Origin of the sequence: Azotobacter bryophylli, assembly GCF_042643485.1 — a bacterium.
Lineage (GTDB): Bacteria > Pseudomonadota > Gammaproteobacteria > Pseudomonadales > Pseudomonadaceae > Azotobacter > Azotobacter bryophylli.
Window position 1 is genome coordinate 88,546 of record NZ_JBHRSJ010000001.1, and the last position, 24,393, is coordinate 112,938.

21 protein-coding genes are annotated in these 24,393 nt (G+C 67.7%); 5 read left to right on the plus strand and 16 right to left on the minus strand.

Features of this window, described 5'->3' with window-relative positions; genetic code table 11:
* Positions 1–54: 54 nt before the first annotated feature.
* From folX to ACFOJE_RS00485, 4 genes are all read right to left on the minus strand, one after another.
* A complete protein-coding gene (folX, locus tag ACFOJE_RS00470) occupies positions 55–429 on the minus strand; it encodes a dihydroneopterin triphosphate 2'-epimerase (RefSeq protein WP_377812260.1) in 375 nt (124 codons plus the stop codon).
* Between the two features lie 45 nt (positions 430–474).
* Complete coding sequence (gene folM, locus ACFOJE_RS00475) at positions 475–1,185, minus strand: dihydromonapterin reductase (protein WP_377812261.1); 711 nt, start codon at positions 1,183–1,185, stop codon at positions 475–477.
* A gap of 449 nt (positions 1,186–1,634) precedes the next feature.
* A complete protein-coding gene (locus ACFOJE_RS00480; RefSeq protein WP_377812262.1) occupies positions 1,635–2,570 on the minus strand; it encodes a LysR family transcriptional regulator in 936 nt (311 codons plus the stop codon).
* A 174-nt stretch (positions 2,571–2,744) separates the two neighbouring features.
* Positions 2,745–3,545 carry a transglutaminase family protein gene (locus ACFOJE_RS00485; RefSeq protein ID WP_377812263.1) on the minus strand — a complete coding sequence of 267 codons (801 nt, stop codon included), beginning with the start codon at positions 3,543–3,545 and terminating at the stop codon, positions 2,745–2,747.
* 98 nt (positions 3,546–3,643) lie between these two features.
* Here ACFOJE_RS00485 and ACFOJE_RS00490 point away from each other — a divergent pair, with 98 nt between their 5' ends.
* The 4 genes from ACFOJE_RS00490 (at position 3,644) to ACFOJE_RS00505 (ending at position 7,979) form a co-directional block, all read left to right on the plus strand.
* On the plus strand, positions 3,644–4,663 hold the full coding sequence (locus ACFOJE_RS00490) for a Glu/Leu/Phe/Val dehydrogenase family protein (RefSeq protein WP_377812264.1): 1,020 nt from the start codon (positions 3,644–3,646) through the stop codon (positions 4,661–4,663).
* A gap of 103 nt (positions 4,664–4,766) precedes the next feature.
* Positions 4,767–5,855, plus strand: coding sequence for a pyruvate dehydrogenase (acetyl-transferring) E1 component subunit alpha (gene pdhA / locus ACFOJE_RS00495; RefSeq protein ID WP_377812265.1), 1,089 nt, complete (start codon positions 4,767–4,769; stop codon positions 5,853–5,855).
* Positions 5,848–6,834, plus strand: a complete 987-nt coding sequence (locus ACFOJE_RS00500; RefSeq protein ID WP_377812266.1) for an alpha-ketoacid dehydrogenase subunit beta — start codon at positions 5,848–5,850, stop codon at positions 6,832–6,834. Before pdhA ends, ACFOJE_RS00500 begins: the two co-directional genes overlap by 8 nt.
* 38 nt (positions 6,835–6,872) lie before the next feature.
* Entirely contained in the window at positions 6,873–7,979 is a 1,107-nt protein-coding gene (locus ACFOJE_RS00505) for a dihydrolipoamide acetyltransferase family protein (protein ID WP_377812267.1), read from the plus strand.
* Here ACFOJE_RS00505 and ACFOJE_RS00510 read toward each other — a convergent pair.
* The gene (locus ACFOJE_RS00510; RefSeq protein ID WP_377812268.1) at positions 7,976–8,251 is read right to left on the minus strand and encodes a DUF3509 domain-containing protein; all 276 of its coding nucleotides are present in this window, start codon (positions 8,249–8,251) and stop codon (positions 7,976–7,978) included. The genes ACFOJE_RS00505 and ACFOJE_RS00510 overlap by 4 nt on opposite strands.
* Positions 8,252–8,579: 328 nt before the next feature.
* Here ACFOJE_RS00510 and ACFOJE_RS00515 point away from each other — a divergent pair, with 328 nt between their 5' ends.
* Positions 8,580–9,077, plus strand: a complete 498-nt coding sequence (locus ACFOJE_RS00515; RefSeq protein ID WP_377812269.1) for a phosphate-starvation-inducible protein PsiE — start codon at positions 8,580–8,582, stop codon at positions 9,075–9,077.
* A gap of 15 nt (positions 9,078–9,092) precedes the next feature.
* Here ACFOJE_RS00515 and ACFOJE_RS00520 read toward each other — a convergent pair whose 3' ends face one another.
* The 11 genes from ACFOJE_RS00520 to ACFOJE_RS00570 all read right to left on the minus strand — a co-directional run bounded on the left by ACFOJE_RS00520 (position 9,093) and on the right by ACFOJE_RS00570 (position 24,393).
* Positions 9,093–11,711 carry a DEAD/DEAH box helicase gene (locus ACFOJE_RS00520; protein WP_377812270.1) on the minus strand — a complete coding sequence of 873 codons (2,619 nt, stop codon included), beginning with the start codon at positions 11,709–11,711 and terminating at the stop codon, positions 9,093–9,095.
* 167 nt (positions 11,712–11,878) lie between these two features.
* Positions 11,879–12,169 (minus strand): hypothetical protein, encoded by a 291-nt coding sequence (locus ACFOJE_RS00525; protein ID WP_377812271.1) that lies wholly within the window; start codon positions 12,167–12,169, stop codon positions 11,879–11,881.
* Between the two features lie 109 nt (positions 12,170–12,278).
* The gene (locus tag ACFOJE_RS00530; protein WP_377812272.1) at positions 12,279–13,715 is read right to left on the minus strand and encodes a mannose-1-phosphate guanylyltransferase/mannose-6-phosphate isomerase; all 1,437 of its coding nucleotides are present in this window, start codon (positions 13,713–13,715) and stop codon (positions 12,279–12,281) included.
* Between the two features lie 92 nt (positions 13,716–13,807).
* Entirely contained in the window at positions 13,808–14,449 is a 642-nt protein-coding gene (locus ACFOJE_RS00535) for an alginate O-acetyltransferase AlgF (RefSeq protein ID WP_377812273.1), read from the minus strand.
* 23 nt (positions 14,450–14,472) lie between these two features.
* On the minus strand, positions 14,473–15,624 hold the full coding sequence (locus ACFOJE_RS00540) for an alginate O-acetyltransferase (protein WP_377812274.1): 1,152 nt from the start codon (positions 15,622–15,624) through the stop codon (positions 14,473–14,475).
* Between the two features lie 12 nt (positions 15,625–15,636).
* Positions 15,637–17,136, minus strand: coding sequence for an MBOAT family O-acyltransferase (locus tag ACFOJE_RS00545; RefSeq protein WP_377812275.1), 1,500 nt, complete (start codon positions 17,134–17,136; stop codon positions 15,637–15,639).
* Between the two features lie 174 nt (positions 17,137–17,310).
* The gene (locus ACFOJE_RS00550) at positions 17,311–18,429 is read right to left on the minus strand and encodes a mannuronate-specific alginate lyase (protein WP_377812276.1); all 1,119 of its coding nucleotides are present in this window, start codon (positions 18,427–18,429) and stop codon (positions 17,311–17,313) included.
* Positions 18,430–18,437: 8 nt separating this feature from the next.
* Positions 18,438–19,880: an alginate O-acetyltransferase gene (locus ACFOJE_RS00555; RefSeq protein ID WP_377812277.1), complete on the minus strand. Its 1,443-nt coding sequence runs from the start codon at positions 19,878–19,880 to the stop codon at positions 18,438–18,440.
* A gap of 13 nt (positions 19,881–19,893) precedes the next feature.
* Positions 19,894–21,486 carry a mannuronan 5-epimerase AlgG gene (gene algG / locus ACFOJE_RS00560; protein WP_377812278.1) on the minus strand — a complete coding sequence of 531 codons (1,593 nt, stop codon included), beginning with the start codon at positions 21,484–21,486 and terminating at the stop codon, positions 19,894–19,896.
* A gap of 28 nt (positions 21,487–21,514) precedes the next feature.
* On the minus strand, positions 21,515–23,005 hold the full coding sequence (locus ACFOJE_RS00565) for an alginate export family protein (protein ID WP_377812279.1): 1,491 nt from the start codon (positions 23,003–23,005) through the stop codon (positions 21,515–21,517).
* A gap of 8 nt (positions 23,006–23,013) precedes the next feature.
* Entirely contained in the window at positions 23,014–24,393 is a 1,380-nt protein-coding gene (locus tag ACFOJE_RS00570; RefSeq protein ID WP_377812280.1) for an alginate biosynthesis protein AlgK, read from the minus strand.

Consider the following 24,393-nt stretch of genomic DNA (forward strand, 5'->3'; position numbering starts at 1 on the left):
ATCATACCCGCGGCCCGTGGCCGTCACCAGGCCGCGGGCGTCGGGGGAAGACGGTCAGTCGCGGTGCGCGGCCAGGGTGATGGACACCGACTCGGCGAAGCGCAGGGCGTGGGGCTTGTCCACCTCCACCTCGGCGTAGCGCACCGCCTTGTGGGTCATCACCAGGTCGAGGATCTCCTGGGTCAGCCGCTCGAGCAGGGCGAAACGGTTCTCCTCGACGTGCTGGATGATCGCCTTGGTGATGGTGCGGTAATTCAGCGCCTGGTCGATCACGTTGTCCCGCACGGCTTCCACCGCCGGGTAGATGATCGTCAGGTTGATCAGTATGTCCTGCTTGTTGAGGATCTCGTCTTCCTTGATCCCGATGTAGGTGCGCAGTCGCAGGTCCTTGACCCGGATCCGCGCCATGCCAGATTCCAGTCGCGGCATAACTCGTTGCTCCGTTCGAACTGTTGCGGAAGGGGGGAGGGCATCTTACTTGAGATGGCGTCCGCCGTTGACCGTCAGCGTGGTCCCGGTGACGTAGGGATTGTCCAACAGATAGCGCAGGCTCCGGTAGATCACCTCGGGGCCGGGCTCGATGCCCAGCGCGGACTTGGCCAGGGCCTTTTCCCTATAGGCCTCGTCGTCGCCCTCGTTGAACAGGATCAGCGCCGGGGCGATGCCGTTGACCTTGATGCGCGGCGCCAGGCGCGCGGCGAAGGACAGGGTGAGGTTGTCCAGGCCGGCCTTGCTGGCGCTGTAGGCGATGTGCCGGGCGCTGCCCTTGCGGGTGACGTCGTCGCTGATGTGGACGATGTCGGCCGGGGTGGAGCGCTCGAGCAGTTCCGCGCAGTGCAGGTTGATCAGGTAGGGCGCCAGCATGTGCACGTTGAACAGCCGCTGGAAGGCCAGGGCTTCCTCGCCCGGCGCCTCGCTCAGCCAGTCCGAGGCGTTGTGGACGATGGCGCGCAGGCGGTCGGTATGCTCCCCGACCTGGGCGATGAAGCGGAGGATGCCGGCTTCGTCGCTGAAGTCGGCCTGCAGGGTCAGGGCGCCGCGCTCGCGCAGGCCGGCCAGGCCCGGTCTCTCCCGGCGGTAGCTGACGATCAGCCGTTCGCCGTCGTCGAGCAGGCGCTCGGCACAGTGCAGTCCGATGCGCTGGCTGGCGCCGGAAATCAGGATGGGAGCCGGGGACGCGCTCATGGAGGGACTCGTGCGAATGGGCAGGCGGCCCAGCGACGCAGCGCCCGGGTACCTGACCAGTAGAGGGCGCTGCGTCGACTGAACCGAATTGCAACTTATAGCAGCGCCTGGCTTTGTACAACCAAGTCCGGTTATCTGCTGCGACATTTTTTCCGTTGACAAAGGTTCGCGCTGCGGTCCGCCGATTCCTCGTTTCCGGGCGGGAAAAGGGCGTCTGATCGGCCCGTTTGTGCACGCTGGCCGGCGCGCGGGCAAAAAAAAACCGTTGCCAAGTAAGGTGGCAACGGTCGATACAAAGAACGAAGGAGCTAATTTCGTTCATGGGGAAATTCCGTTCGGATCATCAACGAGCTCGGAATTCGGGGTCAGTATAAGAAGCTGGAATACAAGGGAAAAATCCTAGTTTTGAGGAAGCATCATTGACGAATAGAGAATAATGCCGGCACGGCTCAGGCCCAGTAGGCCGGGTCGTCGAGGATGCGCTGGTCCTGCTCCGCCACCTTGGGCAGCTCCTCCTTGAGGAATTCGATCCAGGTCTTGGTCTTCGCGTCGAGGAAGCTGCGCGAGGGATAGAGCGCGAAGATGCTGCGCTGGTGGATCTGGTAGGACGGCAGCAGGCGCTTCAGGCCGCCGCGGCTCATGGCCCGGGCGGCGACGAAGCTGGGCAGCAGGCAGATGCCCATGCCCGACTCGGCGGCATGGGCCATGGCTTCGGCGACGTTGACCTGGAAGGTGTCGCCGGGGCGGACGATCAACTCCTCGTCGCCGTCCTGGAACACCCAGCGGTCGGAGAAGAGCGGATCGATCAGGCGCAGGCAGCGGTGCGCCTGGAGATCCTCCGGACGCTGCGGCGTGCCGTGCCGCTCGAGATAGGCGGGCGCGGCGCAGACCACGTTGTACAGCTCGGCCAGCCGCTGGGCCACCAGCTCCGAATCGGGCAGGTCGCGACAGGCGGTGATGACCACGTCGTGGCCTTCCTCGATCAGGTCCGGCACGCGCTGCGACAGGGTCAGCTCCAGGGTCACCTCGGGATAGCGTTCGGAATAGCGGCCGACCAGGGGAGCCAGCTGCAGGGTGCCGAGGCTGGTGACCGAATGCACGCGCAGACGGCCGCGGGGCGTCAGGTGCGCGCCGCTGGCTTCGACGGCGGCCTCGTGCACCTCGGCCAGGATCAGTCGGCAGCGCTGCAGGTAGCGCTCGCCGGCTTCGGTCAGCGCCAGGCGCCGGGTGGTGCGGTGCAGCAGCCGTGCCCGCAGGCTGGTTTCCAGGTCGGAGACCAGCCGCGATACCTGGGCGTTGGAGAGATTCAGGGACTGTGCCGCAGCGGTGAAGCTACCGCTGTCGATGACACGCACGAAAGCACGCATCGCTTGCAGTGTGTCCAAAGACTGTTTACTCCAGAAGCAGTAAATGGGGGGAATTATCCTCCTTTATTGAGTGAAAAGACTGTAAAGCGGGCGGTCGAATCTAAAACTTTTGTCTAGGCGCCTTCCGCGACCGGCTGTGCGGCGCGCCGGCCGGCTCCGGGAATGAGGCGCGCCGCCGGGCTCGCGGCAGGTTCAATGCAGGGCCGGCATCGCACCGAGCCGATGCAGCCGCTGGCTCAGCTGCAGGCGTTGCACCGGGTCCTCGCTGAGCAGCAGGGCGCGCTGCAGGTCGAAGCGCTCGCCCTGCGGGCAGTCGAGCAGGCGGTAGAGGTCGGCGCGGGCCAGATGGTCGTCCACCCCGGGCGGGCCGATCAGCAGCGCCCGTTCGGCATCCTTCAGGGCGGCCAGGTGGTTCTCTTCCTGCTGATGCAGCTGGCGCAGCTGGCGCGACAGGAGCAGCAGCAGGCGGCGCGGGGGGCAAGGCTGCAGATGGCCGGCGTTGAGCTGGGCCTGCGGGCCGAGCTGACGGACCAGCATGTCCCGGCAGTCGCGGGTATGCAGGCGGCGCCCGCTGAGGTCGAGCAGATGGTCGGAATTGGCCACGCGCAGCAGGAAGCGGCCGGGAAAGGCGATGCAGGCCAAGGGGATCTCCAGCCGCCGGGCCAGTTCGAGGACGATCAGCACCAGCGCCAGCCCCTGGCCGCGGCGCTGCAGCAGGACCTTGTGCAGCAGCACCGCCTGCACGTACTGGAGCAGCGCTGGCTCCTCCTGGAAGCCCAGGGTCTGCAGCTGGCGCAGCAGCGGCTGGGCCAGCTCCCGCGGCGGCAGGACCGGCAGGCCGGCGGCGACGTCGCGCAGCAGACCGCCGAATTCGTGCAGCACCCGTTCGGGCCGCAGCGACGCGTCGTGTTCGGCGGCTATCCACAGGGCCGCCTCGAAAAAGGCCGGCGGCTCGCGTTCCAGGCAGAGGAGGCAGGCTTGGCGCGGGGTCATGGCACTCATCGCTCCGTGAATCCCTTGTATTTAGCCGTCTCGGCGAGATCCGTCCAGAGGCCGCCTATACTCAACGGTAGTAGCGAGGAGTCATCGTCATGTTCGCCCTGATGGAGGCCGCCCGGCTCGAGGCGCTGCATCTGGCACAGGATCCGGCCACCGGCCTCAAGGTTGTCATCGCCATCCACAGCACCCGTCTCGGTCCCGCACTCGGGGGCTGCCGCTATCTCCCCTATCCGGACAGCACCAGCGCCATTCGCGACGCCATCCGCCTCGCCCAGGGCATGAGCTACAAGGCGGCGCTGGCCGGACTCGCCCTCGGCGGCGGCAAGGCGGTGATCATCCGCCCGCCCCACGTCGGCGACCGGGGCGCCCTGTTCGAGGCCTTCGGCCGTTTCGTCGAGTCCCTCGACGGGCTCTACATCACCGCCGTCGACAGCGGCACCTCGAGCCTGGACATGGACTGCATCGCCCGCCACACCCGCTTCGTCACCAGCACCACCGATGAGGGCGATCCCTCGCCGTACACCGCCCGGGGCGTGCTCCTCGGCATCCGCGCCACGGCCAGGGCGCGCCTCGGCGGCGATGGCCTGGCCGGCCTGCGCATCGCCATCCAGGGACTCGGCCATGTCGGCTTCGCCCTGGCCGAACGGCTCGCCGCCGGCGGCGCCGAGCTCTTGGTCAGCGATCTGGACTACGGCCGCGTGCAGCAGGCGGTGGAGCGGCTGGGCGCGTGGCCGGTGGCCTGCGAGGCGCTGCTCTCCGTGCCCTGCGACATCCTCGTGCCCTGCGGTCTCGGCGGCGTGCTCAGCGGCGAGAGCGTCGCCGGCCTGCGCTGCGCCGCGGTGGCCGGCGCGGCGAACAACCAGCTGGCCACCGCGGATGTCGCCGACCTGCTGCAGGCGCGGGGCATCCTCTATGCGCCGGACTACGTGATCAACGCCGGCGGGCTGATCTTCGTCGCGCTGCACCACCGCGGCGAAAGTCTGGCGGCGATCAACGCCCACCTGGGGCGGATCGGCGAGCGCCTGGACGACATCTACGAGCAGGCCGCGGTCGAGCGGCGCTCGCCGGCGCGGGTCGCCGACGAGCAGGCGGAGCGGCTGTTGTACGGCTAGAGTTGAGGTGAGAGAGCGCGTCTTTCCCCAAACCATCTCCCATCACGACCCCGCGGCCACAAGCGGCGGGCTGATGCGCCCACAAGGCGCGGAGGAGTTGCGCATGACCATCGAGCTTCCCTGCACACGCTATCTCGCGCCCGACGGCCGTCCGCTGGGCGCTCTGCCGGCCTGGGCCGACGACTTCGACCTACTCACCCGGCTCTACCGGCAGATGGTGCTGACCCGCCTGTTCGACCGCAAGGCGGTGGCCCTGCAGCGCACCGGTCGGATCGGCACCTACGCGCCGACCCTCGGCCAGGAAGCCATCGGCGTCGCCGTCGGCAGCCTGATGCGTCCGGAGGACGTGCTGGTGCCCTACTACCGGGACACCGCCGTGCAGCTGATGCGCGGGGTGAAGATGGAGGAGATCCTGCTCTACTGGGGCGGCGACGAGCGCGGCAGCGACTACGCCGATCCGGCGGTGCGCGAGGACTTCCCGATCTGCGTGCCGATCGCCACCCAGTCGCTGCATGCCTGCGGCGTGGCCACGGCGTTCAAGATCCGCGGCGAGCGCCGCGTCGCCGTCACCACCTGCGGCGACGGCGCCACCAGCAAGGGCGACTTCCTCGAAGCGCTCAACGTCGCCGGCGCCTGGCAGCTGCCGGTGGTCTTCGTGGTCAACAACAACCAGTGGGCGATCTCGGTGCCGCGGCGCATCCAGTGCGGCGCCCCGACCCTGGCGCAGAAGGCGGTCGGCGCCGGCTTGCCGGGCGAGCAGGTGGACGGCAACGACATCGTCGCCGTCTACGACCGCGTCGGCAGCGCCCTCGAACGCGCCCGCCAGGGCAAGGGGCCGGCGCTGGTGGAGTGCCTGAGCTATCGCCTGGGCGACCACACCACCGCCGACGATGCGACCCGCTACCGCCCGGACGAGGAAGTCCGCCAGGCCTGGCAGGAGGAGCCGGTCAAGCGCCTGCAGTCCTTCCTGGCGGCCCAGGGCGTGTGGGACGAGAGCCGCGAGCAGGCGCTGATCGCCGACTGCCAGGCGCAGGTGCAGCGGGCGGTGACGGTCTTCGAGGCGGCCGGCCAGCAGCCGGTCGAGTCGGTCTTCGAGCATCTCTACGCCCGCTGGCCGGCGGCGCTGACCGAGCAGCGCGAGATGCTCGCGGAACGGGCGACCCGCGCCCGGGGAGGGGAAAGCCATGAGTGACGGCAAATACAGCCTGGTGGAGGCGGTCAACCTGGCCCTGCACCGGGCGATGCGCGAGGACGAGCGGGTAGTGGTGTTCGGCGAGGACGTCGGGGTCAACGGCGGAGTGTTCCGCGCCACCCTCGGTTTGCGCGACGCCTTCGGCTTCAAGCGGGTGATCGACACGCCCCTGGCCGAGACCATGATCGCCGGCCTGGCGGTGGGCATGGCGGCCCAGGGCCTGAAACCGGTGCTGGAGATCCAGTTCATGGGCTTCATCTACGCCGCCATGGAGCAGCTGGTGTCCCATGCCAGCCGCCTGCGCAACCGCACCCGCGGCCGGCTGGCCTGCCCGCTGGTGCTGCGCGCGCCGATGGGCGCCGGCATCCGCGCGCCGGAACACCACAGCGAAAGCACCGAGGCGCTGTTCGCCCACATCCCCGGGCTGCGGGTGCTGGTGCCGTCCTCGCCAGCGCGGGCCTACGGCCTGCTGCTGGCGGCCATCGACGATCCCGACCCGGTGATCTTTCTCGAACCCACCCGGCTGTACCGGATGAACCCGCAGCCCCTGGCCGACGACGGCCGGCGGCTGCCGCTGGACAGCTGCTTCACCCTGCGCGAGGGCGGCGACGTCACCCTGGTCAGCTGGGGCGCCAGCCTGGTCGAGACCCTGCAGGCGGCCGGCGCCCTGGCCGAGCGCGGCGTCGAGGCCGAGGTGATCGACGTGGCCTGTCTCAAGCCCCTCGACCTGGACACGCTGGAGGCCTCGGTGCGCAAGACCGGCCGCTGCGTGATCGTCCACGAGGCGCCGAAGAGCTGCGCGGTCGGTGCGGAGATCGCCGCCAGCCTCTACGAGCGCGCCCTGCTCGACCTGCAGGCGCCGATCCAGCGGGTCACGGCCCCGGACATCCCACCGCCCCTGTACCGCCTGGAGAGCTACTACATGCCGGGCGTCGCCGACATCCTGGCGGCCTGCGAGACGGTGCTGGAGTACGCCTGAGCGCGCCTCGCGGGGGCAGGACAACAAGGAGAAACGCCATGAAATACTTCAAGCTGCCCGATCTGGGCGAGGGGTTGCAGGAGGCCGAGATCGTCGAATGGCACGTCAAGCCGGGGGACGCGGTGCAGACCGACCAGTTGCTGGTCTCGGTGGAGACCGCCAAGGCGCTGGTGGACATCCCCGCGCCCCATGACGGGATCATCGCCCAGTGCTTCGGCGGCAAGGGCGATCTGCTGCACGTCGGCGACCCCCTGCTGGGCTACGAGGGCGAGGGCGACGCCGGCACCGTGGTCGGGCGTCTGGAGGGCGGTGGGGAAGGGCAGGCGGACCGCTTCTTCGTCGGCGCCGCGCCCTCCACCCGCGAGCACCGGGCACCCCGGGCGACCCCGGCGGTACGCCAGCTGGCCCGCCGGCTGGGCGTCGAGCTGGACGCCGTCGACGGCAGAGGGCCGGACGGCCTGATCACCCGGGCCGACGTGGAGAGGACGGCCCAGGACGCCCGCGAGCGTATCGGCGGGCAGCGTCTGTACGGCGTGCGGCGCAGCATGGCGGCCAACATGGCGCGCGCCCATGCCGAGGTGGTGCCGGTCACCCTGTTCGCCGACGCCGATCTGCACCGCTGGGCCGCGGCCCGCGACCCGCTGGTGCGCCTGGCCATGGCGATCGCCGCCGCCTGCGCCGTCGAGCCGCAGCTAAATGCCTGGTTCGACGGTCGGAATCTGACCATCAAGCGCCACGACCAGCTCGACCTGGGCATCGCCGTGGACACCCAGGACGGGTTGTTCGTGCCGGTGTTGCGCAACGTCGCGGCGCGCAGCGCGGATGACCTGCGCGAGGGCATGGCGCGGCTGCGCGCGGACGTCCAGGCGCGTTCCATTCCGCCGCGGGAGATGATGGGGGCGACGCTCACCCTGTCCAACTTCGGCACCCTGTTCGGCCGCTACGCCAACCCGATCGTAGTGCCGCCGCAGGTGGCGATCGTCGCCGCCGGCCGCCTCCGAGAGGAGCCGGTGGCGATGCAGGGGGAGGTGGTGGTGCATCCGGTGCTGCCGCTCTCGCTGACCTTCGACCACCGGGCGGTGACCGGGGGCGAGGCGGCGCGGTTTCTCAGGGCCCTGGTGGAGGCCCTGGAGCAGCCCGGTTAGCCGTTGAGGACCTGCACGGGGTTGGACATGTTGGCGAGCAGGTCCGGGGTGACCTCGCCCTTCTCGATGGCCAGGCCGAGCTTCACGCTCATGATGAAGCGCTGCAGTTTTTCCGGGTCGCGCCACTGTTCGGCGCTGATGAAGCGCTTGACCGCGACCCCCTTGTCGTTGGAAAGCGTCAGCACGACGCTGCCGTCGGGTCGCTCCACGCTGAAATTCACGTGATATTCCGCCTTGAAGACGTCGGTGATGCTCTGAAAGGGGCTGTTCATCGTTCGTGTCCTGAGCCTGTCTGTTGCCAAGATGGACCGGAAGCCCGACGGCAAGTTCGCCCGATCGGCTGCCCGTCTGCCAGTCGGTCGCAGTGACAGACAGGCGGTGAGTTGGCATCTTTGTACCGTTTCGCCCATGCCGGCCTGGCGAATGATGCCAAGCCAACAAGGCGAAAACCCCGCCTGCCCTGCGCCGAACGCCCGGTCTCCGGGTAATGCGCAGCGGCTATATCGATTCCGGTGAATGGCCTCTATCCTGCATGACCCTTGCGGGGCGATGACCGATCCGGGATCGATACGCAGTACATACGCATTGAGGAGTTGTATCGTGAGCAATAACTGGGCCGACAAGCTGCACCATTGCATCCATGAAGTCGCGGATTCGCTGGGCAACCTGCTGGTGGAGACTTTTCATTACCTGGCGCTCTTCGCCATCGGCGGGGCCACGGCCTGGGCGGCAGTCCATGCCTTTTTCGGCATGATCGAAAAGAGCACCGTCACGGTCGACGACATTCTCCTCCTGTTCATCTATCTCGAATTGGGCGCGATGGTCGGGATCTACTTCAAGACCAACCACATGCCGGTGCGCTTCCTGATCTACGTGGCGATCACCGCGCTGACCCGGCTGATGATCTCGGACATCTCCCACCACCACTCGCCGACCTGGGGCGTGGTCCTGGTGTCGGCGGCGATCCTGCTGCTGGCGGTGTCGATCCTGGTGGTCCGCTACGCCTCGGCGCGCTTCCCTTCGGGGCAGACGGACAATCCGACGCCGCGCCGGCGCATCCTGGTCTCGGAGGACAAGCACCGGATCGAGGGCGAGTAACGTCCGGCGGGCCGCTCAGTCCAGCGGAGCGAACAGCGCGGCGAGGTCCTCCTCGCTCATCCGCGACTCGCCCTGGGCGGCGCCTTCCAGCACATCGCGGGCGAGGCTGGCCTTGGCTTTCTGCAACTGCTGGATCTTCTCCTCGACGCTGCCGCGGGCGATCAGCCGGTAGACGAACACCGGCTTGTCCTGGCCGATGCGGTAGGCGCGGTCGCTGGCCTGGGCCTCGGCCGCCGGGTTCCACCAGGGATCGAAGTGGATCACGGTGTCGGCGGCGGTCAGGTTCAGACCGGCGCCGCCGGCCTTCAGGCTGATCAGGAAGATCGGCAGCTTGCCCGACTGGAACTCCTCCACCGGCGTGCGCCGGTCGCGGGTGCTGCCGGTGAGCAGGGCGTAGGGAATCCGGCGCGCCTCGAGTTCTCTCTCGATCAGTTCGAGCATGCCGGTGAACTGGGAGAACAGCAGCACCCGGCGGCCCTCGGCGAAGAGTTCCTCGAGCATCTCCATCAGCGCGGTCAGCTTGCCGGAGTCCGCCGGTCGGTAGGTCGCCGCCGCCTCGCCGTCCAGCAGGCGCAGGTCGCAGCAGACCTGGCGCAGGCGCAGCAGGGCCTCGAGGATCACCAGTTGGCTGCGGGCCAGGCCCTGGCGCTGGATTTCCGCGCGGACCTTGCTGTCCATCGCCAGGCGCAGGGTTTCGTAGCGGTCGCGCTGGGCCTGGGTGAGCTCCAGCAACTGGGTGATCTCGGTCTTCGGCGGCAGTTCGGTGGCCACCTGCTCCTTGGTCCGGCGTAGCAGGAAGGGTTTGACCCGCGTCTTGAGATGGGCCAGGCGCACGGCGTCACCATGTTTTTCGATGGGCGTGCGGTAGTCGCGCTTGAAGCGCTGCTCGCTGCCCAGCCAGCCGGGCATCAGCAGGTTGAACAGCGACCAGAGTTCGCCCAGGTGGTTCTCCAGAGGCGTGCCGGTCAGGCACAAGCGGTGCCGCGCGGAGAGTTCGCCGGCGGCCTGGGCCGCTTTGCTGCGCGGGTTCTTGATGTGCTGGGCCTCGTCGAGGATGAGCAGGTGGTAGGGCTGCCGGGCCAGCGCCTTGAGATCCCGCGAGAGCAGGGCGTAGCTGGTCAGCAGCACGTCGGCGCCGGCGATCTCCTCGAACAGCGCGCCGCGCTTGGGACCGTGCAGGGCCAGCACGCGCAGCTGCGGGGCGAAGCGGGCGGCCTCGTCCTGCCAGTTGGGGATCAGGCTGGTGGGCATCACCACCAGCGCCGGTGCGGTCAGGCGCCCGGCCTGCTTCTCCAGGAGAATGTGCGCCAGGGTCTGCAGGGTCTTGCCCAGGCCCATGTCGTCGGCGAGCACGCCGCCCACCCCCAGTTCGCGCAGCGTCTGCATCCAGGTCAGGCCCTGGCGCTGGTAGGAGCGCAGCTCGGCGCGCAGCCCAGCCGGCGGCAGCACCTCGCGCTGCGGCAGGTCGCGCAGGCGCTGGGCGAAGCTGCGCAGCGCCTCGCCGCCCTGCCAGTGCAGCGGCAGGCTTTCCTCCAGCGCGGCCAGACGCGCCGCGTCGGGGCGGGCCAGACGCAGGTGTTCGCTGTCGTCGCCCGGCTCGCGGAGGAATAGCTCGCCGAGGTGGTTCAGCAGCGGCTTGAGCCGGCCGAAGGGCAGGGCGATGCGCCGCGCGCCGCCAGCACGCGGCACCGGAACCAGCAGTATTTCATCGTCGCGCCGCTTGGCCAGGGCCTCCGGGGTCAGCAGCCAGGGCGTGTTGCGGATGGCGTAGAGCAGGATCGGCAGCAGGCTGATGCGCTGGCCCTCGACCTCGATGCCCATTTCCAGATCGAACCAGTCCTGCTCGGGACGCTGCTCGAGCTGCAGGTACCAGTCGTCGATATCCAGCAGGTTGAAGTGGAAGTCCGGGCGCATCTCGATGCGCCAGCCCCGTTCGCGCAGCTTCGGCAGTTCCTGGCGGACCAGGTGCAACCAGGCGGCGTCGTCGGGCAGCTCGAACAGTTCGCCGGTCGACTCCGGCAGGGCCTCGCTCTGCCGCAGGGCGACCTGGAAGCCCAGGCTGGCGAGGGTCTGACGGAAGCCCGTCTCGGCCTCCGCGTCGCGGCGGATGCGCAGCACCTCGTCCGCGCGACGCACCAGCAGGTCCTTCGCCGCCTTGCCCGAGGTGCGCTGCTCGCCATAGAGGAAGGCCAGCGCCGCGCGGTGCTGGAGCTGCTCGACCATGCGGCCCTTGCGCGCGTCGTAGTGCATGCGCACGTGGCTGCCGAGGATCAGCAGGGGGATCGGGCGGACGTCGTCGAGCAGACGCTCGGGCAGGGGGGATTCCTGCTCGGGCGGCGGAGCCGGCTGGTTTTCCAGGGCGACCAGGGCCGCCACCACATGTTTGCAGTTGTAGCCCACCGGGCAGCTGCAGGTACCGGCCACCTGCCAGCCACCGGCATGGCGCAGCAGGCGTATCCGCTGGCGGTAGCTCTGTGTGGCCGAGCCCCGGCAACTGGCTTCGAGCAGCTCGGGGGTCAGCTTGAGCAGCGCGCTGCGGCCCTGGGCCGCATAGCTCCGGCCGCGCTCGAGGGTGCCGAGGTCGAACTCTTCCTGCCAGTCCTCCTGGCGCAGCTGAGAGATGTCCGGCTGCATCAGGGACTCGGCAGTGGGCGGTGGAAATGGGGATGGGACATGCTGTGCGGGTACCGGCTGAAGGCTGCTGAACAGCCGATTGTCTCACAGGCGGACGTGCAGGGCAGCTGCCGCGGCGAAACGACGCCGCCGGGTTAATCGTCGTGTCGCCAGGGCCGTGGACTCGCTCAGTCGGCGAAGCGGCCCTGTAGCCGCACGGGCCGGAAGTCGAGGGTTTCCGGTCGGTAGCCGGGACGCAGCGCCGCCAGCGGCCGGTCGGGCGGGCAGCGCTGCGGCGCGTAGTCGAGGCGCAGTTCCAGACGGGAGAGGGCGTGTTCGGTGCGCTGCTCCTGCCAGAGCACGGCGGCGACGACCAGGGCTAGGCCGCAGAGGGCGGCGAAGGAGACCCGCAGGGCCTGTTCCGGATAGCGCAGGAGCAGGACCAGCCAGGTCAGGACGAGCAGGGCGCCGAATAGCATGAACGGTCTCGGGCAGGGCGGTGATCCATCCTAACCCAAAGCCGTCGCCCGAAGAGGCGGGGGAAAACGCCGTCGGACCGCCCCGCGGGGCGATCCGATAGGCGCGGGATCAACCGACGATCCGCGAGGCTTCAGCGGTGCGACCGTAGACGTCTTCCAGACGCTCGATGTCGTCTTCGCCGAGGTAGCTGCCGGACTGCACCTCGATCAGCTCCAGGGCGATCTTCCCGGGGTTGGCCAGGCGATGCACGGCGCCGACCGGGATGTAGGTCGACTGGTTCTCGGTGAGCAGGAAGGTCTTCTCGTTGCAGGTCACCTGGGCGGTGCCGGATACCACGATCCAGTGCTCGGCGCGGTGGTGGTGCATCTGCAGCGAGAGGCTGGCGCCCGGCTTCACGGTGATGCGCTTGACCTGGAAGCGGCCGCCCATGTCCACCGAGTCGTAGGAGCCCCAGGGGCGATAGACCTGGCAGTGGTTCTGGGTTTCCGGACGGGCCTGGTCGTCGAGGGACTTGACCAGTTTCTTGACGTCCTGGACCCGGTCCCGGTGGGCGACCATGGTGGCGTCCTTGGTTTCCACCACCACCACGTCCTCCAGACCGAGCACGGCGACCAGCTTGCCGTTGCCGTGCACCAGGCAGTTGTGGCTGTCGTGCAGGAGCACGTCGCCCTTGACCACGTTGCCGCGCTCGTCCTTGTCGTGCACTTCCCAGATCGAGGCCCAGCAGCCCACGTCGCTCCAGCCCGCCGAGAGCGGCACCACGCAGGCGTGGCGGGTCTTCTCCATCACCGCATAGTCCACGGAGTTGTCCGGGCAGCAGGCGAAGGAGGCCGGATCGATCTTCATCTCCTCGGTACCGCCCTGGCTGCGCTCCAGGGTCAGCAGGCAGTTGTCGTAGATGTCCGGGTCGTGCGCCTGCAGCTCCTCGAGGAAGCGGCTGGCGCGGAACATGAACATGCCGCTGTTCCAGAAGTAGTCGCCGGATTCGACGAAGCGCTTGGCGCGCTCCACATCCGGCTTCTCGACGAACTGCAGGACGCGGTTGACGCCATCCGGCAGGCCGCTGGCGGCCAGGTCGCACTTGATGTAGCCGTAGCCGGTTTCCGGGCGGTCGGCCGGGATGCCGAACAGCACCAGCTCGCCGCCTTCCGCGGCTTTGCGGGCCAGTTCGAGCGAGCGGCGGAAGGCCTCGTGATCGGCCAGCACATGGTCGGCCGGCAGCACCAGCAGCAGCTCGTCGCGGCCCTCGGCGATCAGCTTCATGGCCGCGAGGGCGATGGCCGGCGCGGTATTGCGGCCGAAGGGCTCGAGCAGCAGCGCCTGGGTCGCCAGGCCGAGCGCTTCGAGCTGCTCCTTGACGATGAAGCGATGATCCTGGTTGCACACCACTACCGGGTTCTGCATGCCTTCGAACACCAGGCGCTGCAGGGTTTCCTGGAACATGGTCCGCTCGCCGGTGAGGGCGAGGAACTGCTTGGGAAACTGCTTGCGCGATAGGGGCCAAAGACGCGAGCCACTGCCGCCCGACAAGATCACTGGAATCATTTGCTTGCTCTCCTTAATGAATGGGTCTTGCTTTTCCAATCGCTTATCCCTGCATGCTTCTTTGCGCTGGCTTGTTTTAGGAATGCTTGGCTTCACTCGCGGGCGGGACGCCGGACCCACACCGGAGTGAGACTGCTCGGGCTGCCTGTCACGTACAGGCAAAGGGTTTCCCCACGATCCAGTACGACCGGCTTGAGATCGGCGACCTTCCGCTCGCCGTCGAACAATGCCAGGCCGACCTTCACCGGATTGATCTCGCGCTCCCCTCTCCCGTGGGGCGCGACACTGCTCACGACTTCGGTCCTGCCGTCGGCGGTCTTGAGGGCCAACGGCCTGTCCGAAAGGTTCTGCAGCCGCAGCAGGGCCTTCTGCCGGCTCCTGAAGGGCGGCTCCTCGACCAGTTGCGCGGTACCGGACTGGTTCACCAGGGTGTACTGGCGGTCCGCTTCCAGCACGACCGGCAGCGTCTGGCTGCCGACCCGCACGCCGTAGCGACCCGGCTGGAGATGCGCGTAATCGCCGCTGGCGAAGGGCGCGACTTCGCTCAGCGAGACGGGACCCACCGTGGCACCGGTTTCCTGGCCGCTGGCGTTGTACAGGCGGATCTGGGCCGAGCCCCGGGGCGCGACCGGGGGATACGGCGAGTCGTCGTCGGCCTGGGCCGGCAGGCTCGGCAGGCCGAGCAGCAGGGCGCAGATCCCGGCGATCCAGTGCGGCTTGTGCAAGCGGGTCATGTGCATCTCCATTGCGGTTTTCCTCAGGGGCGAACCTGACGGCGCTGGTTGTCGGCCAGCTGATCCTGGCCGCCGGCGGCCCTGAGCTGGGCGATCCAGCCGGCGTCGAATTCCTTCAGGTCGTTGGCCATCGGCAGGTAGCGTTCGGGGAATTCCCAGATCACCACCTGCGGCGGGGCGTTCTTGAACTCCTCGCTCTGCAGGAACTTGAGCATCGGCAGGATCGGCCCGTGGCCGTCCTCGGCGAAGTTCAGCAGGTCGCTGCCGAGCGCTTGGCGCAGCGCGCCGGCGAAGTTCCAGCGCTCGTCGGCGCTGTAGCTGGTGCCGACCAGGGCCACCGGCACCTGGCTGTCGGCGAACAGGGCATCCGCGCCGGCTCCGACTTCCTCCGCCGGGCGGGTGCTGTGCTGGACCAGCAGGTCCGGCTGCGGCAGCAGCTCCTCGAAGAGCGGGGCGAGCGGGAGGAAATTGGTCAGGTCGCCCTTGTGGGGTTTGGCCTCTCCGGTCTCGGTGACGAAGCGCCGGGTTTCCTCCAGCAGGTCGCGGCGGCTCACCTCGGTGGCCAACTGGTGGGCGACGATCTGCGCGCCGCGCGGCGTCCAGTGGGTGTCGGTGCGCAGGAACACCAGCGAGCGGCCCTTGCCCTGGCGCAGCGGATCGAGCAGGTCGGGCGCGACGATGTCCGCCGCGTGCAGGGCGGCGTGGAACTCCCGGTAGAGCCCGGTGTGCAGGCCCGCCGGGCGGTGCTCGCCCAGGTATTCGGGATAGAGGCGCGCCTTGGCCGGAACGACCGCCATCACCAGCTGCACGCCCTGGTGCGCCAGGGTTTCCCGCACGCCGCGGATCAGTTCGAGGTTCTCCTGCATGTGCCGCTGCCCGCCGACCACCGGCTTGATCTCCTCGTCGCTGTAGAGCCATTCCCGGCTGCCGACCAGCACGCCCGGCCGGCCCTCGCGGAACAGCCGGTAGTCGAGGGCGGCCCAGAGGTTGATGCCCAGCTGCTTGACCGGGAAGCGCTCGTTGAAGTGGCTCTCGAAGGACTGCGCCAGGCCGCCGTCGAGCACGCCGATGTCCGCCGGCATGGCGTAGTCGGGCAGGCCGCGCGCGGCGCCCAGGCCGAGTCCGCCGAGGATGGCGAGGAAGGAGGCGACGTAGAGTTTGCGGTGCAGAGTCATGTCCGTATCTCCTCAGAACTGAAAATAGAGGAAGGGGGAATAGCTCTGCGCGGAGAGCTTGAGGATCGAGGCGCAGAACAGGGCGAGCAGCGCGCCGCGGGTGACGTAGTGCGGCAGGGCGACGATCCAGGCCGGCGGCTCCGCTACCGGCACCGCGGCGCGGCTGGCCGTCGCCGCGGTCGGGGCGCCGGCCTCGGCCTTCGGCGCCTGCTTCGACAGCGGCTGGCTGTAGAAGCGGTAGAGCCCGCAGACGGCCAGGGTGAGGTAGGCCAGGACCAGGGTGGCGATTTGCAATTGGGTGATCTTGGCGCGTCCCAGCTCGGAGAGCTGCCAGCCATCGAAGCTGAACATGGCCCGGTACATGCGCCAGGCGACGTCCAGGTTCTCGGCGCGGAAGATGACCCAGCCGAGCACCACCAGCAGGAAGGCGAAGGCCCACTTCAGCGGGTTGAAGCGCCGCGGCCCGGCATCGATGTTCAGGGCGCGCTCGATGGCCAGCCAGGCGCCGTGCCAGATGCCCCAGATCACGTAGGTCCAGTTGGCGCCGTGCCACAGGCCGCCCAGCAGCATGGTCAGGAACAGGTTGCGGTAGGTGGCGAGGGTGCCGTTACGGTTGCCGCCCAGGCTGATGTAGAGGTAGTCGCGCAGCCAGGTGGACAGGCTGATGTGCCAGCGCCGCCAGAACTCGGTGATCGACTGGCTGATGTACGGCTGGTTGAAGTTCTCCATGAAGCGGAAGCCCATCATCAGGCCGAGGCCGATGGCCATGTCGCTGTAGCCGGAGAAGTCGAAGTACAGCTGTGCGGTGTAGGTCAGCGCGCCGAGCCAGGCGTCGCCGGTGCTGGGGTTTTCCAGGGCGAAGAAGTGATCGGCCAGCGGGGCCAGGGAATCGGCGATGAACACCTTCTTGATGAAGCCCTGCATGAAGCGGGTGCAGCCTTCGGAGAACTTCTCCAGGGTGTGGGTGCGGTGGTTGAACTGGTCGACCAGGTCCTTGAAGCGCAGCACCGGGCCGGCGATCAGGTGCGGGAAGATCGCCACGAAGGCGGCGAAGTCGATCAGGTTGCGCGTGGCGGGGGTGTCGCCGCGGTAGACGTCGATGATGTAGCTGATGGACTCGAAGATGTAGAAGGAGATGCCGATAGGCAGCAGCACGTGGGTGATGACGAAGGGCTGGAGGCCCCAGGCGGCGATGAGGGCGTTGAGGCTTTCCACGCCGAAGTTGGCGTACTTGAAGTAGCCGAGGATGCACAGGTCCACCGCCACGCCGAAGGTCAGCCAGCGCCGGCCGCCCTTGCTGCGCACGCCGGCGGCGCCGATGCGCAGGCCGATCCAGTAGTTGAATACGGTGACGGCGGCGAAGAGGGCGAGAAAGTCGATGCGCCACCAGGCATAGAAGATATAGCTGGCGGTCAGCAGCAATAGGTTCCTATGGCGCGGCGCACTCAGGTAGTAGAGCCCGAGAAATACCGGCAAAAACAGAAACAGGAATACGTTGGACGAAAAAACCATTACCCGTGTCTCTCGCAGTGTCAAATTCCAAGGCTCTCGACGAGCCGGCCATTCCCCCGGATACCGCTCAACGGGATGTCCGCCCGGGCGCGTCTGGTGCGCGGCCCTGGGCATCGGCGACGCAGGCGGCCGGGGCGGACATCCGGGCCCCGGCCGCCGTGTTGCAGCGCCCCTTCAGTCGCGCTTGCCTATCGCCGCCCGGGAGGAGGGGCCGGCGGATTCGAAGATCCGGGTCACGTCCCCGCCCAGGCGGAAGGTCTTGAACGGCCCCAGCTCGGCCTTTTTCTTGCGCAGGGCCGGCGAGCAGGCATAGAGGCTGCAATAGGGCTCGAGCCAGGAGAACTTGGAGTTCTCCTGCAGATCGCTCATGTCCTGCTTCTGGTCCGCACGCTTGGCGAAGGGCGCAGGATTCTCGACACCGGCCAGCACCTTGCTGGCCAGCCGACCGAGCGCGCCGTCGTTCTCGTCGCGCAGGTCCACTCCGTTGGCCTGGGCGAAGGCGGCGATCATCATCAGCGGCGGCAGGCTGTAGTTGTGGTAGGCCAGCGCACGCTGGCGACGGCGGATCTCGTTGGGCAGGTAGCCGTCGCTGTCGACCTGGTTGGCGCCGATGCGCAGCTCTTCCACCGCCCAGTCGAACAGGTCGCGGCGGTCGGTCGCCACGGCGGTCGCCATCACCGACCAGGCCGCCCAGTAGGAGTGGTTGTTGATCTGCTTCAGCGGCAGATCGCTCCAGTCGCGGACCACCTGCTCGCCGACCCTGGCGAACCACTCCTCGATCAGCTGCTGCTCGCGCGGATAGGACTTGAGCGGCTGGCTGGAGGAGAACCTGAGCTGCAGGTAGGCCCCGGCCAGGCTGCCCAGGGCCCATTTGCGCATGGACTTGCCGGTGTGGTTGAACTCGGTGGAGAGCAGAGCCCCGGCCTGGGCCCAGGTCGTCATCCAGTTCAGGGCGCATTCCAGGTACTCCGGCCGGCCCTTTTCCATGTAGTGCTCGACCATCTGGCTGACGCCGCGCTCCAGTTCGTTGATGCTCGCGGTCTGGGCACGGAAGGCCTGTTCCGACTCCTTGTTGAGGGTCGCCCGTGCCGAATCGGAGCCCTCGTACTTGCTGCGGAACACCAGTTTGCCGGTATAGGGCGTGGGAACGGCGGCGCAGGTCTCCCCCTTGCCTTCATGGAGTTCCACCGGGGCGTAATAGCCGTGCGGCGGCACCAGCGCACCGGCGGCACTGGCGCCGTCGGTCAGCAGGAGGCCGAACAGGAAGGGGAGCGCGAGTCGGGATCGGGTCATGGTGCACCTCAGCGGCCGGCGTCGGCGGTGAGTTTGGCCGGGGGGCGATGGTCGTTGCGCTGGCACAGCCGGGCTTCCACCTCGACCGGCTGGGTGAGACCCTCCGGCGTCTGGATCTCCAGAGCCAGGAAGTCCAGACCGCCCCAGTCCCCGTCGTCGCGCAGGTGGAAGGCGAAGCGGCCGTCGGTGTCGGCGGTGTTGGGCTTCTCGAACTTCACCTTTTCCCGCCGGCCGGTCATGTACCAGATGAAGCCCTCGAGGGTTTTCACCGAGGGGTCGCTGAAGCGGATGTCCAGCTGGTGGCGGCTGTTGCTGGCATCCACCAGCTTGCCGGCACCGTTGACCAGCACCTCCTTGCTGCCGCCGCCGGGGTGCAGGGTGGCCTTGCTGGCGAGCAGGGCCGGGCGGCCGTCGCAGGCGTTGTCTTCCAGCAGGGCCAGGAACTGCCGGTGGATCTTTTCCTGGGCCAGGTCGTAGAGCGGGGAGAACTCCCAGATCAGGATCTTCGGCGGATGCGTCTGGAACTCCTCGCTGCCCAGGTATTCCAGCATCGCGCCTTCCAGGCCGCCGCCGGGGAAGGCGACGTTGAGGATGTCGGCGCCGATGTACTGTTCGAGGAAGCCGCTGAAGTTGTAGTTCTCGCCGCTATGGCTGGTGCCGACCAGGGTGATCCGCGGAAGCTCGGCGTTGCCGAAGAGGTCGCCGCTGGCGCTTTCTCCCTTGGGCTCGGTGAAGAACTGGTCGCTGTATTCGTAGGCGTAGCTGGTGCCGCAGATCTGCCCGGCGACGTTGTGCAGGGTGCCGCGCTTGCCCATCAGGCCCTGCTTGCGGGTGACGAACTCCTTGCGCTGAATGCCGGAAAATTCCGGCATGTGCCGCACCGTCTCCGCCACGATCTTCGCGGTGCGCTCGGCGCCGTAGGGCGTCCAGTGCTGGTCGCCGCGGAAGTAGAAGGCGTGCGGCTCCTTCTCGTCGGTCAGGGGCGACAGGTCGGGAACCCGGAAGCCGATCTCCTCGAAGCGCCCCAGGGCCTTGCGGTAGTTCTTTAGCGCCAGGTCGTAGTCGAAACCGGCCTTCTGCTCGGCCGCGAGCTTGCTGCGATTGACCAGGCCGCGGGTCGGTTGATAGACCACCACCAGCTCGACCCCGCGACGCTTGAAGGCGTCGTGCAGTTCGCGGAGCATGCGCCAGCCCTCTTCGCTGGTGCCGAATTCGGTGCGCAGATCCTCGCGGGTGCGGAACAGCCAGTCCTTTTCGCCGCCTTCCACCAGGGTGGTGAAGTTGCGCTTGTAATCGGTGTCGTACTGGCCCGGATCATGGGCGGCGGGGCACAGGCTGCAGCAGGGCTCGGCCCGGTAGTTCGGGCCGGGCGCCGTCTCGGCATGCACGCCGGTCGTTGCCAGGGAAATCGCTGCCGCCAGCGTGGGAAGGACAATCCATTGATTCTTCATGGGCGCTTTCTCGTCAGTTCTGCAGTTCGGCCTGGGTTTCCACGGGGTCGATGAGTACCGCCCGCTTCTTCCTCACCATCAGGTCGAGGATTTCTTCCTGCTTGTCCTGGAGGATGCCGGCGAAGGTGATGCCGGAGCTTTTCGGCGGAGCGAGCATCTGCACCCGGTAGAGCTCCACGCTCAGCGGCGAGTCGATGGCGATCGGCGCCGAGCCGTTGCCGGCCAGTTCACCGCCGACCACGATCATCGACACCTGGGTATCGAAGGGGTCGAGCTTGATGTCCCGGTCGGTCTGGCTGAGATCCTTGATGTGCCCGTACACGCCGGTCAGCTGGTTGCTGGCGATGATGTTCTCGTACAGGCGGGTGTTCACGCTGTTGCGCAGGCGCACCCCGTGGCGGGCGTTGCTGAGGACCCGGTTGCCCCAGATCAGGTTGTTCGAACTCTCGTAGAGGGTGATGCCGTCGGAGCGGTTCTTGTACACCTCGTTGTAGGCGACCAGGTTGTTCTCGCTGTTGCGGTCGAGAACGATGCCCGACAGCTTGTTGTCGTGGGTGCGGTTGTTGATGATCCAGCTGTTGTTGACCTCGCGGGAAACGATGATGCCGTGCTTGACCTTGGTTCCGTAGACGTGGTTTTCCGCGATGATCAGCCGTTCCGAGCGGTCGTGCGGGTCGATGCCGTAGATGATGTTGTCGCGGTAGGTGTTGCCCTTGACCACCACGTCGTCGGCCTCGTAGCAATAGAAGCCGTAGTAGACGTCGTCGAAGGTCGACTCCAGCAGCCAGCCGCTCGGCCGCGGGCGCTTCAGGCGCGCCTGCATGTCCGGCGTGTACTGGCTGATGCTCACGCCGTAGGACTTGCTCGCCTCGTAGCCGAGGCTGGTGAACCGGCTGCGCGAGATGTAGATGTCGGCGCCGCCCCAGGACAGCAGGAAGGGGCGGAAGGCGTGCTTGTTGCGGAAGGTGGCCGGCCCGTTGCTCGCCTCGCGCCAGGCGGTCACGCTGCTGTCGGTGATGAACAGGTGACCGTCGTTGACCAGGAAGGCACCGCTTTCCTCGGACAGCCGCAGGTCCTTGACGCGCTTGTCGATGTGCAGGGTGGCGCCCTGGGCCACGACGATCGGCAGGCGGGCCAGGTAGACGCCCGGTGCGGTCTCGGCGAACTGGCTGGCCGGCAGTTGCCGGGCCAGCTGGTCCAGTGTCACGAAGCCGCCCTCGATGAAGATCGCCTGGGGCATGCCGTGCTGGCGCTGCACCCACTGGCGCAGGCGGTCCTGGCCGCCGGTGAAGTCCTTCAGGGCGTCCTGCTTGAGGATGCGCCGCACGGCGGCCCGTCCGCCCGGCTTGTGCTGGATCTTCGCCAGCACGGCCTCGTGGGTGTAGCCGGACAGGTCGGGCAGTTTCGGCGGGTCCATGTACAGATGATCGGCGGGCGCGCTGGAGACGGTATAGCTACTCGCCAGGCGCAGGCTCTGGGTCGACTTCGGGGCCGGTTCGGCCTTGCCGGCCGCCGGGGCGGCCTGGATGGCCGGACTGCCGGCGAGCAGCAGTCCGAGCATCAACGGCGTGGCCAGGGCTGAGGCGATTCTGCGTTGCATGTTCATCGTCGGTTCCTTTCAGCGTGCCGCCACCTCAGAAGCGCCAGACGAAGTCGAGGAAGACCCGGTACATGGTCGTGTCGGCCTTGCTGGCATAGGCGTTACCGGGGAAGAACAGGCCGCTGCGCAGACGCACCAGTGCGGACTGGTCCTCCAGCCCCGAATCCCAGGCGCCGGGAATGACGCCCTGGCGGAAATAGCGGGCGATGACCAGGTCGACTTCCTGACCCAGGTCCGACCGGCCATCCTGGAGCGCGGGCTTGTTGTTGTAGTTGAAGGGGCTGACGCCGCTGCTGACGATCGGGGCGTTGTCGTCGACCCGCCAGAAACGGTGGTAGATCAGGCTCCCCTCGTAGGTGTCGTTCGGCCGCCAGGAGGTGAAGAGGCTCGCCACCTGGGTGTTGGTCATCTGGCCGCGGAAGGCTTCGCCGAAGCGGTGGATGCGGGTCTGCACGCCGGTGAAGCTGGAGCGGTTGCTCTGCATGCCGGTCTGCACGAACTGGCCGGAGCTGTCGTGGTTGTCGCCGCCCTCGCCGCCGTTCCCGCTGCCGCTGCCGCGGGCGTAGGCCGCACCGAGCTTCCACTGCTCGTTGATGTTCCAGCGCAGGCCGAGGTCGATGGCCCAGGCGTTGACGTCTTCGCCGTACTTGTCGGCGGGGGTGGTGGCGTCGGCGAAGTAGCGTTTCTTGATGTGGCCGGTCAGCCAGGTGAGCTCGCCCCAGTAGTTGACCGGCATGCGCGAGCGGTAGTTGAAGAAGTCGCCGTCCAGGTGCAGGCCGACCCAGGTCAGGTTGCCGGTATAGGGCTTGCTCTGCTGGTCGTTGACCTGCTTGTCGTAGGAACTCGGCAGGTCTCCGTAGTCGTGGACGTGATGGAGCTTGAAGCCCGCCCAGTGGCCTGGATGCCATTGATAGTCGAGGCCGCCGAAGAAGTTGGCGCGCTTCTCGTCGTTGGCGCTGAGGTCGTCGTAGTCGGTGCGGTAGTCGGAGAAGCGCTCGGCGGCGCCCAGCTGGGCGCGCAGCAGGGTGCTGTCGAACATCCAGTTCAGGGCCTCGATGCGGGTGTCCCACCAGGTGCCTTCCGAGGCGTAGACCCGCTGCCGGCCGAAGCGCAGGTGCTCGCCGGGGTAGGGGGTGAGGCCGCGGTAATCGATCCAGAACTCGCGTAGGGCCAGATAGCTCTTGTCCGGATCGCGGCTCTTGTCCCGGTTCGTGAGAGTCTCGGGCTTGAGGTTGGGGGAGATCGGGTCGGTTTCGATGATGTCGGTGGAGGAAACCGCCTGCAGCATGAAGAAGCCGCTCCAGTCGCCATGCCGCCCGTAGACCCAGGGGCGCGCGTCGATCGCCACGCCGCTCACGTCGCCGCCACCGCGGGTTCCGAGATCGCGGTCGTCTTCGAATTGTCCGGTGATCTTCAGGTCCATGCCGATGTTGCGATCCGGGCTATTGGCCGCAAGCAGCGGTCCGTTGCACAGCAGTGTCGCTCCCAGCCCCAGGCCAGCGCCTATCCATTGCTTTTTACTCATGTTCCTTCCTACTTACTTAATTGCACGGCTTGCATCTGGAGTCCGGCTTGCCAGGCGCCGCTGCGCGCCTGCTGTTCCTCGCGCATCAGGCGCTCGGCCTGGATGCGTTCGGCCGGTGAAATCCGGGTTTCGATGTCCTGCATCAGGGCTTCGGTACCCGGCCTGCCCTGGAGCTGGGCGAGGCGGATGAAAACGTAGGCGTTGGCCAGATTGGGCTTGACCCCGCGGCCCTGGGCGAACAGTTGTGCGATGCCGTAATCGGCGTTGGGCTGACCGGCCCGGGCGGCGATCAGCAGATGGTCGAGCGCCTTCTGCGGATAGACCTGACCGAGATAGCCGCGGCGATAGATCTGCCCCAGGTAGTAGTGGGCGCTGGTGCTCGCGTCCGAGGCCTGGAGCAGGTGCTCTTCGGCCTTGGCGGGGTTCTGGGGCGCCAGCTTGCCCTCGTAGTAGAACTTGCCGAGCAGCAGATGGGCGCGCGGCGGATCGGCTTCGCGGCCGCGCTCGACGTAGTCGAGCAACTGGTCGACCTCGCCGAGTGCGGGGAAGTCGTAGAGCAGCTGTGCCAGACTGATCCAGGCGGCGGGGTAGGTCGGGGCGATGTCGGTGAGCAGCGACTGCGCGGTCTTCTCGTCGGTCGGGCCGAGCTGCGGATCGGCGAGCACGGCGGCCACCGATTCGATCCGGCTGGCCGGGACGGCGCCGCTGCGCTGGGCGGCCAGCAGCTGTTTCAGCAGCGCCTGCTGCTGCGCGGTCTGCTGGCGCTTCTGATACACGGTGGCCAGTTCGGCATAGCAGACATCGTACTGGGAGAGCAGGCCCTTGCAGATCTGCTCCACTTCGTCCAGATGCTGGTCGTAACTGCCCTGGGTGCGGTAGAGGACGATCTGCGCCAGGCCGGCCTGGGTATGGCCGGCGGCGCGCCACTGGTTGATGCGCTGCTGCAGGCTCACGTCGGGGAAGCTCTGCGGGTACTGGATGTAGAGCATCGCCAGCGGCAGCAGGACGGTCGGCTCGCCGGCGGCGAAGGCTTCGCCGAGCAGACGTTCGGCTTCCCGCTTCTCCGCCTCGCTGGCATCGGGCTTGGCGGCCAGCAGCTTGCCCAGGCGGGCCTTGGCCCGGGGCGAGGCGTCCAGCGCCAGGCGGTAGGTCTGTTCGGCCTGGCGCAGCTGCACCGGGTCATGGCTGGCGACCTGCAGATCGGCCAGGCCGATCTGGGCATCGGTGTAGCCCAGCGCGGCGAGCTGGCGGAAATGCCGTTCGGCGGTGGCCGTGTCTCCCCGTTGCAGCGCTTCCTGCGCCAGCCGCTGGTCGGGGATGTCGAGATTGGCGCAGGCGGCGAGGCTGCCCAGCGCCGAAATCAGCAGAAATCTAGTCGTCCCTTTCAC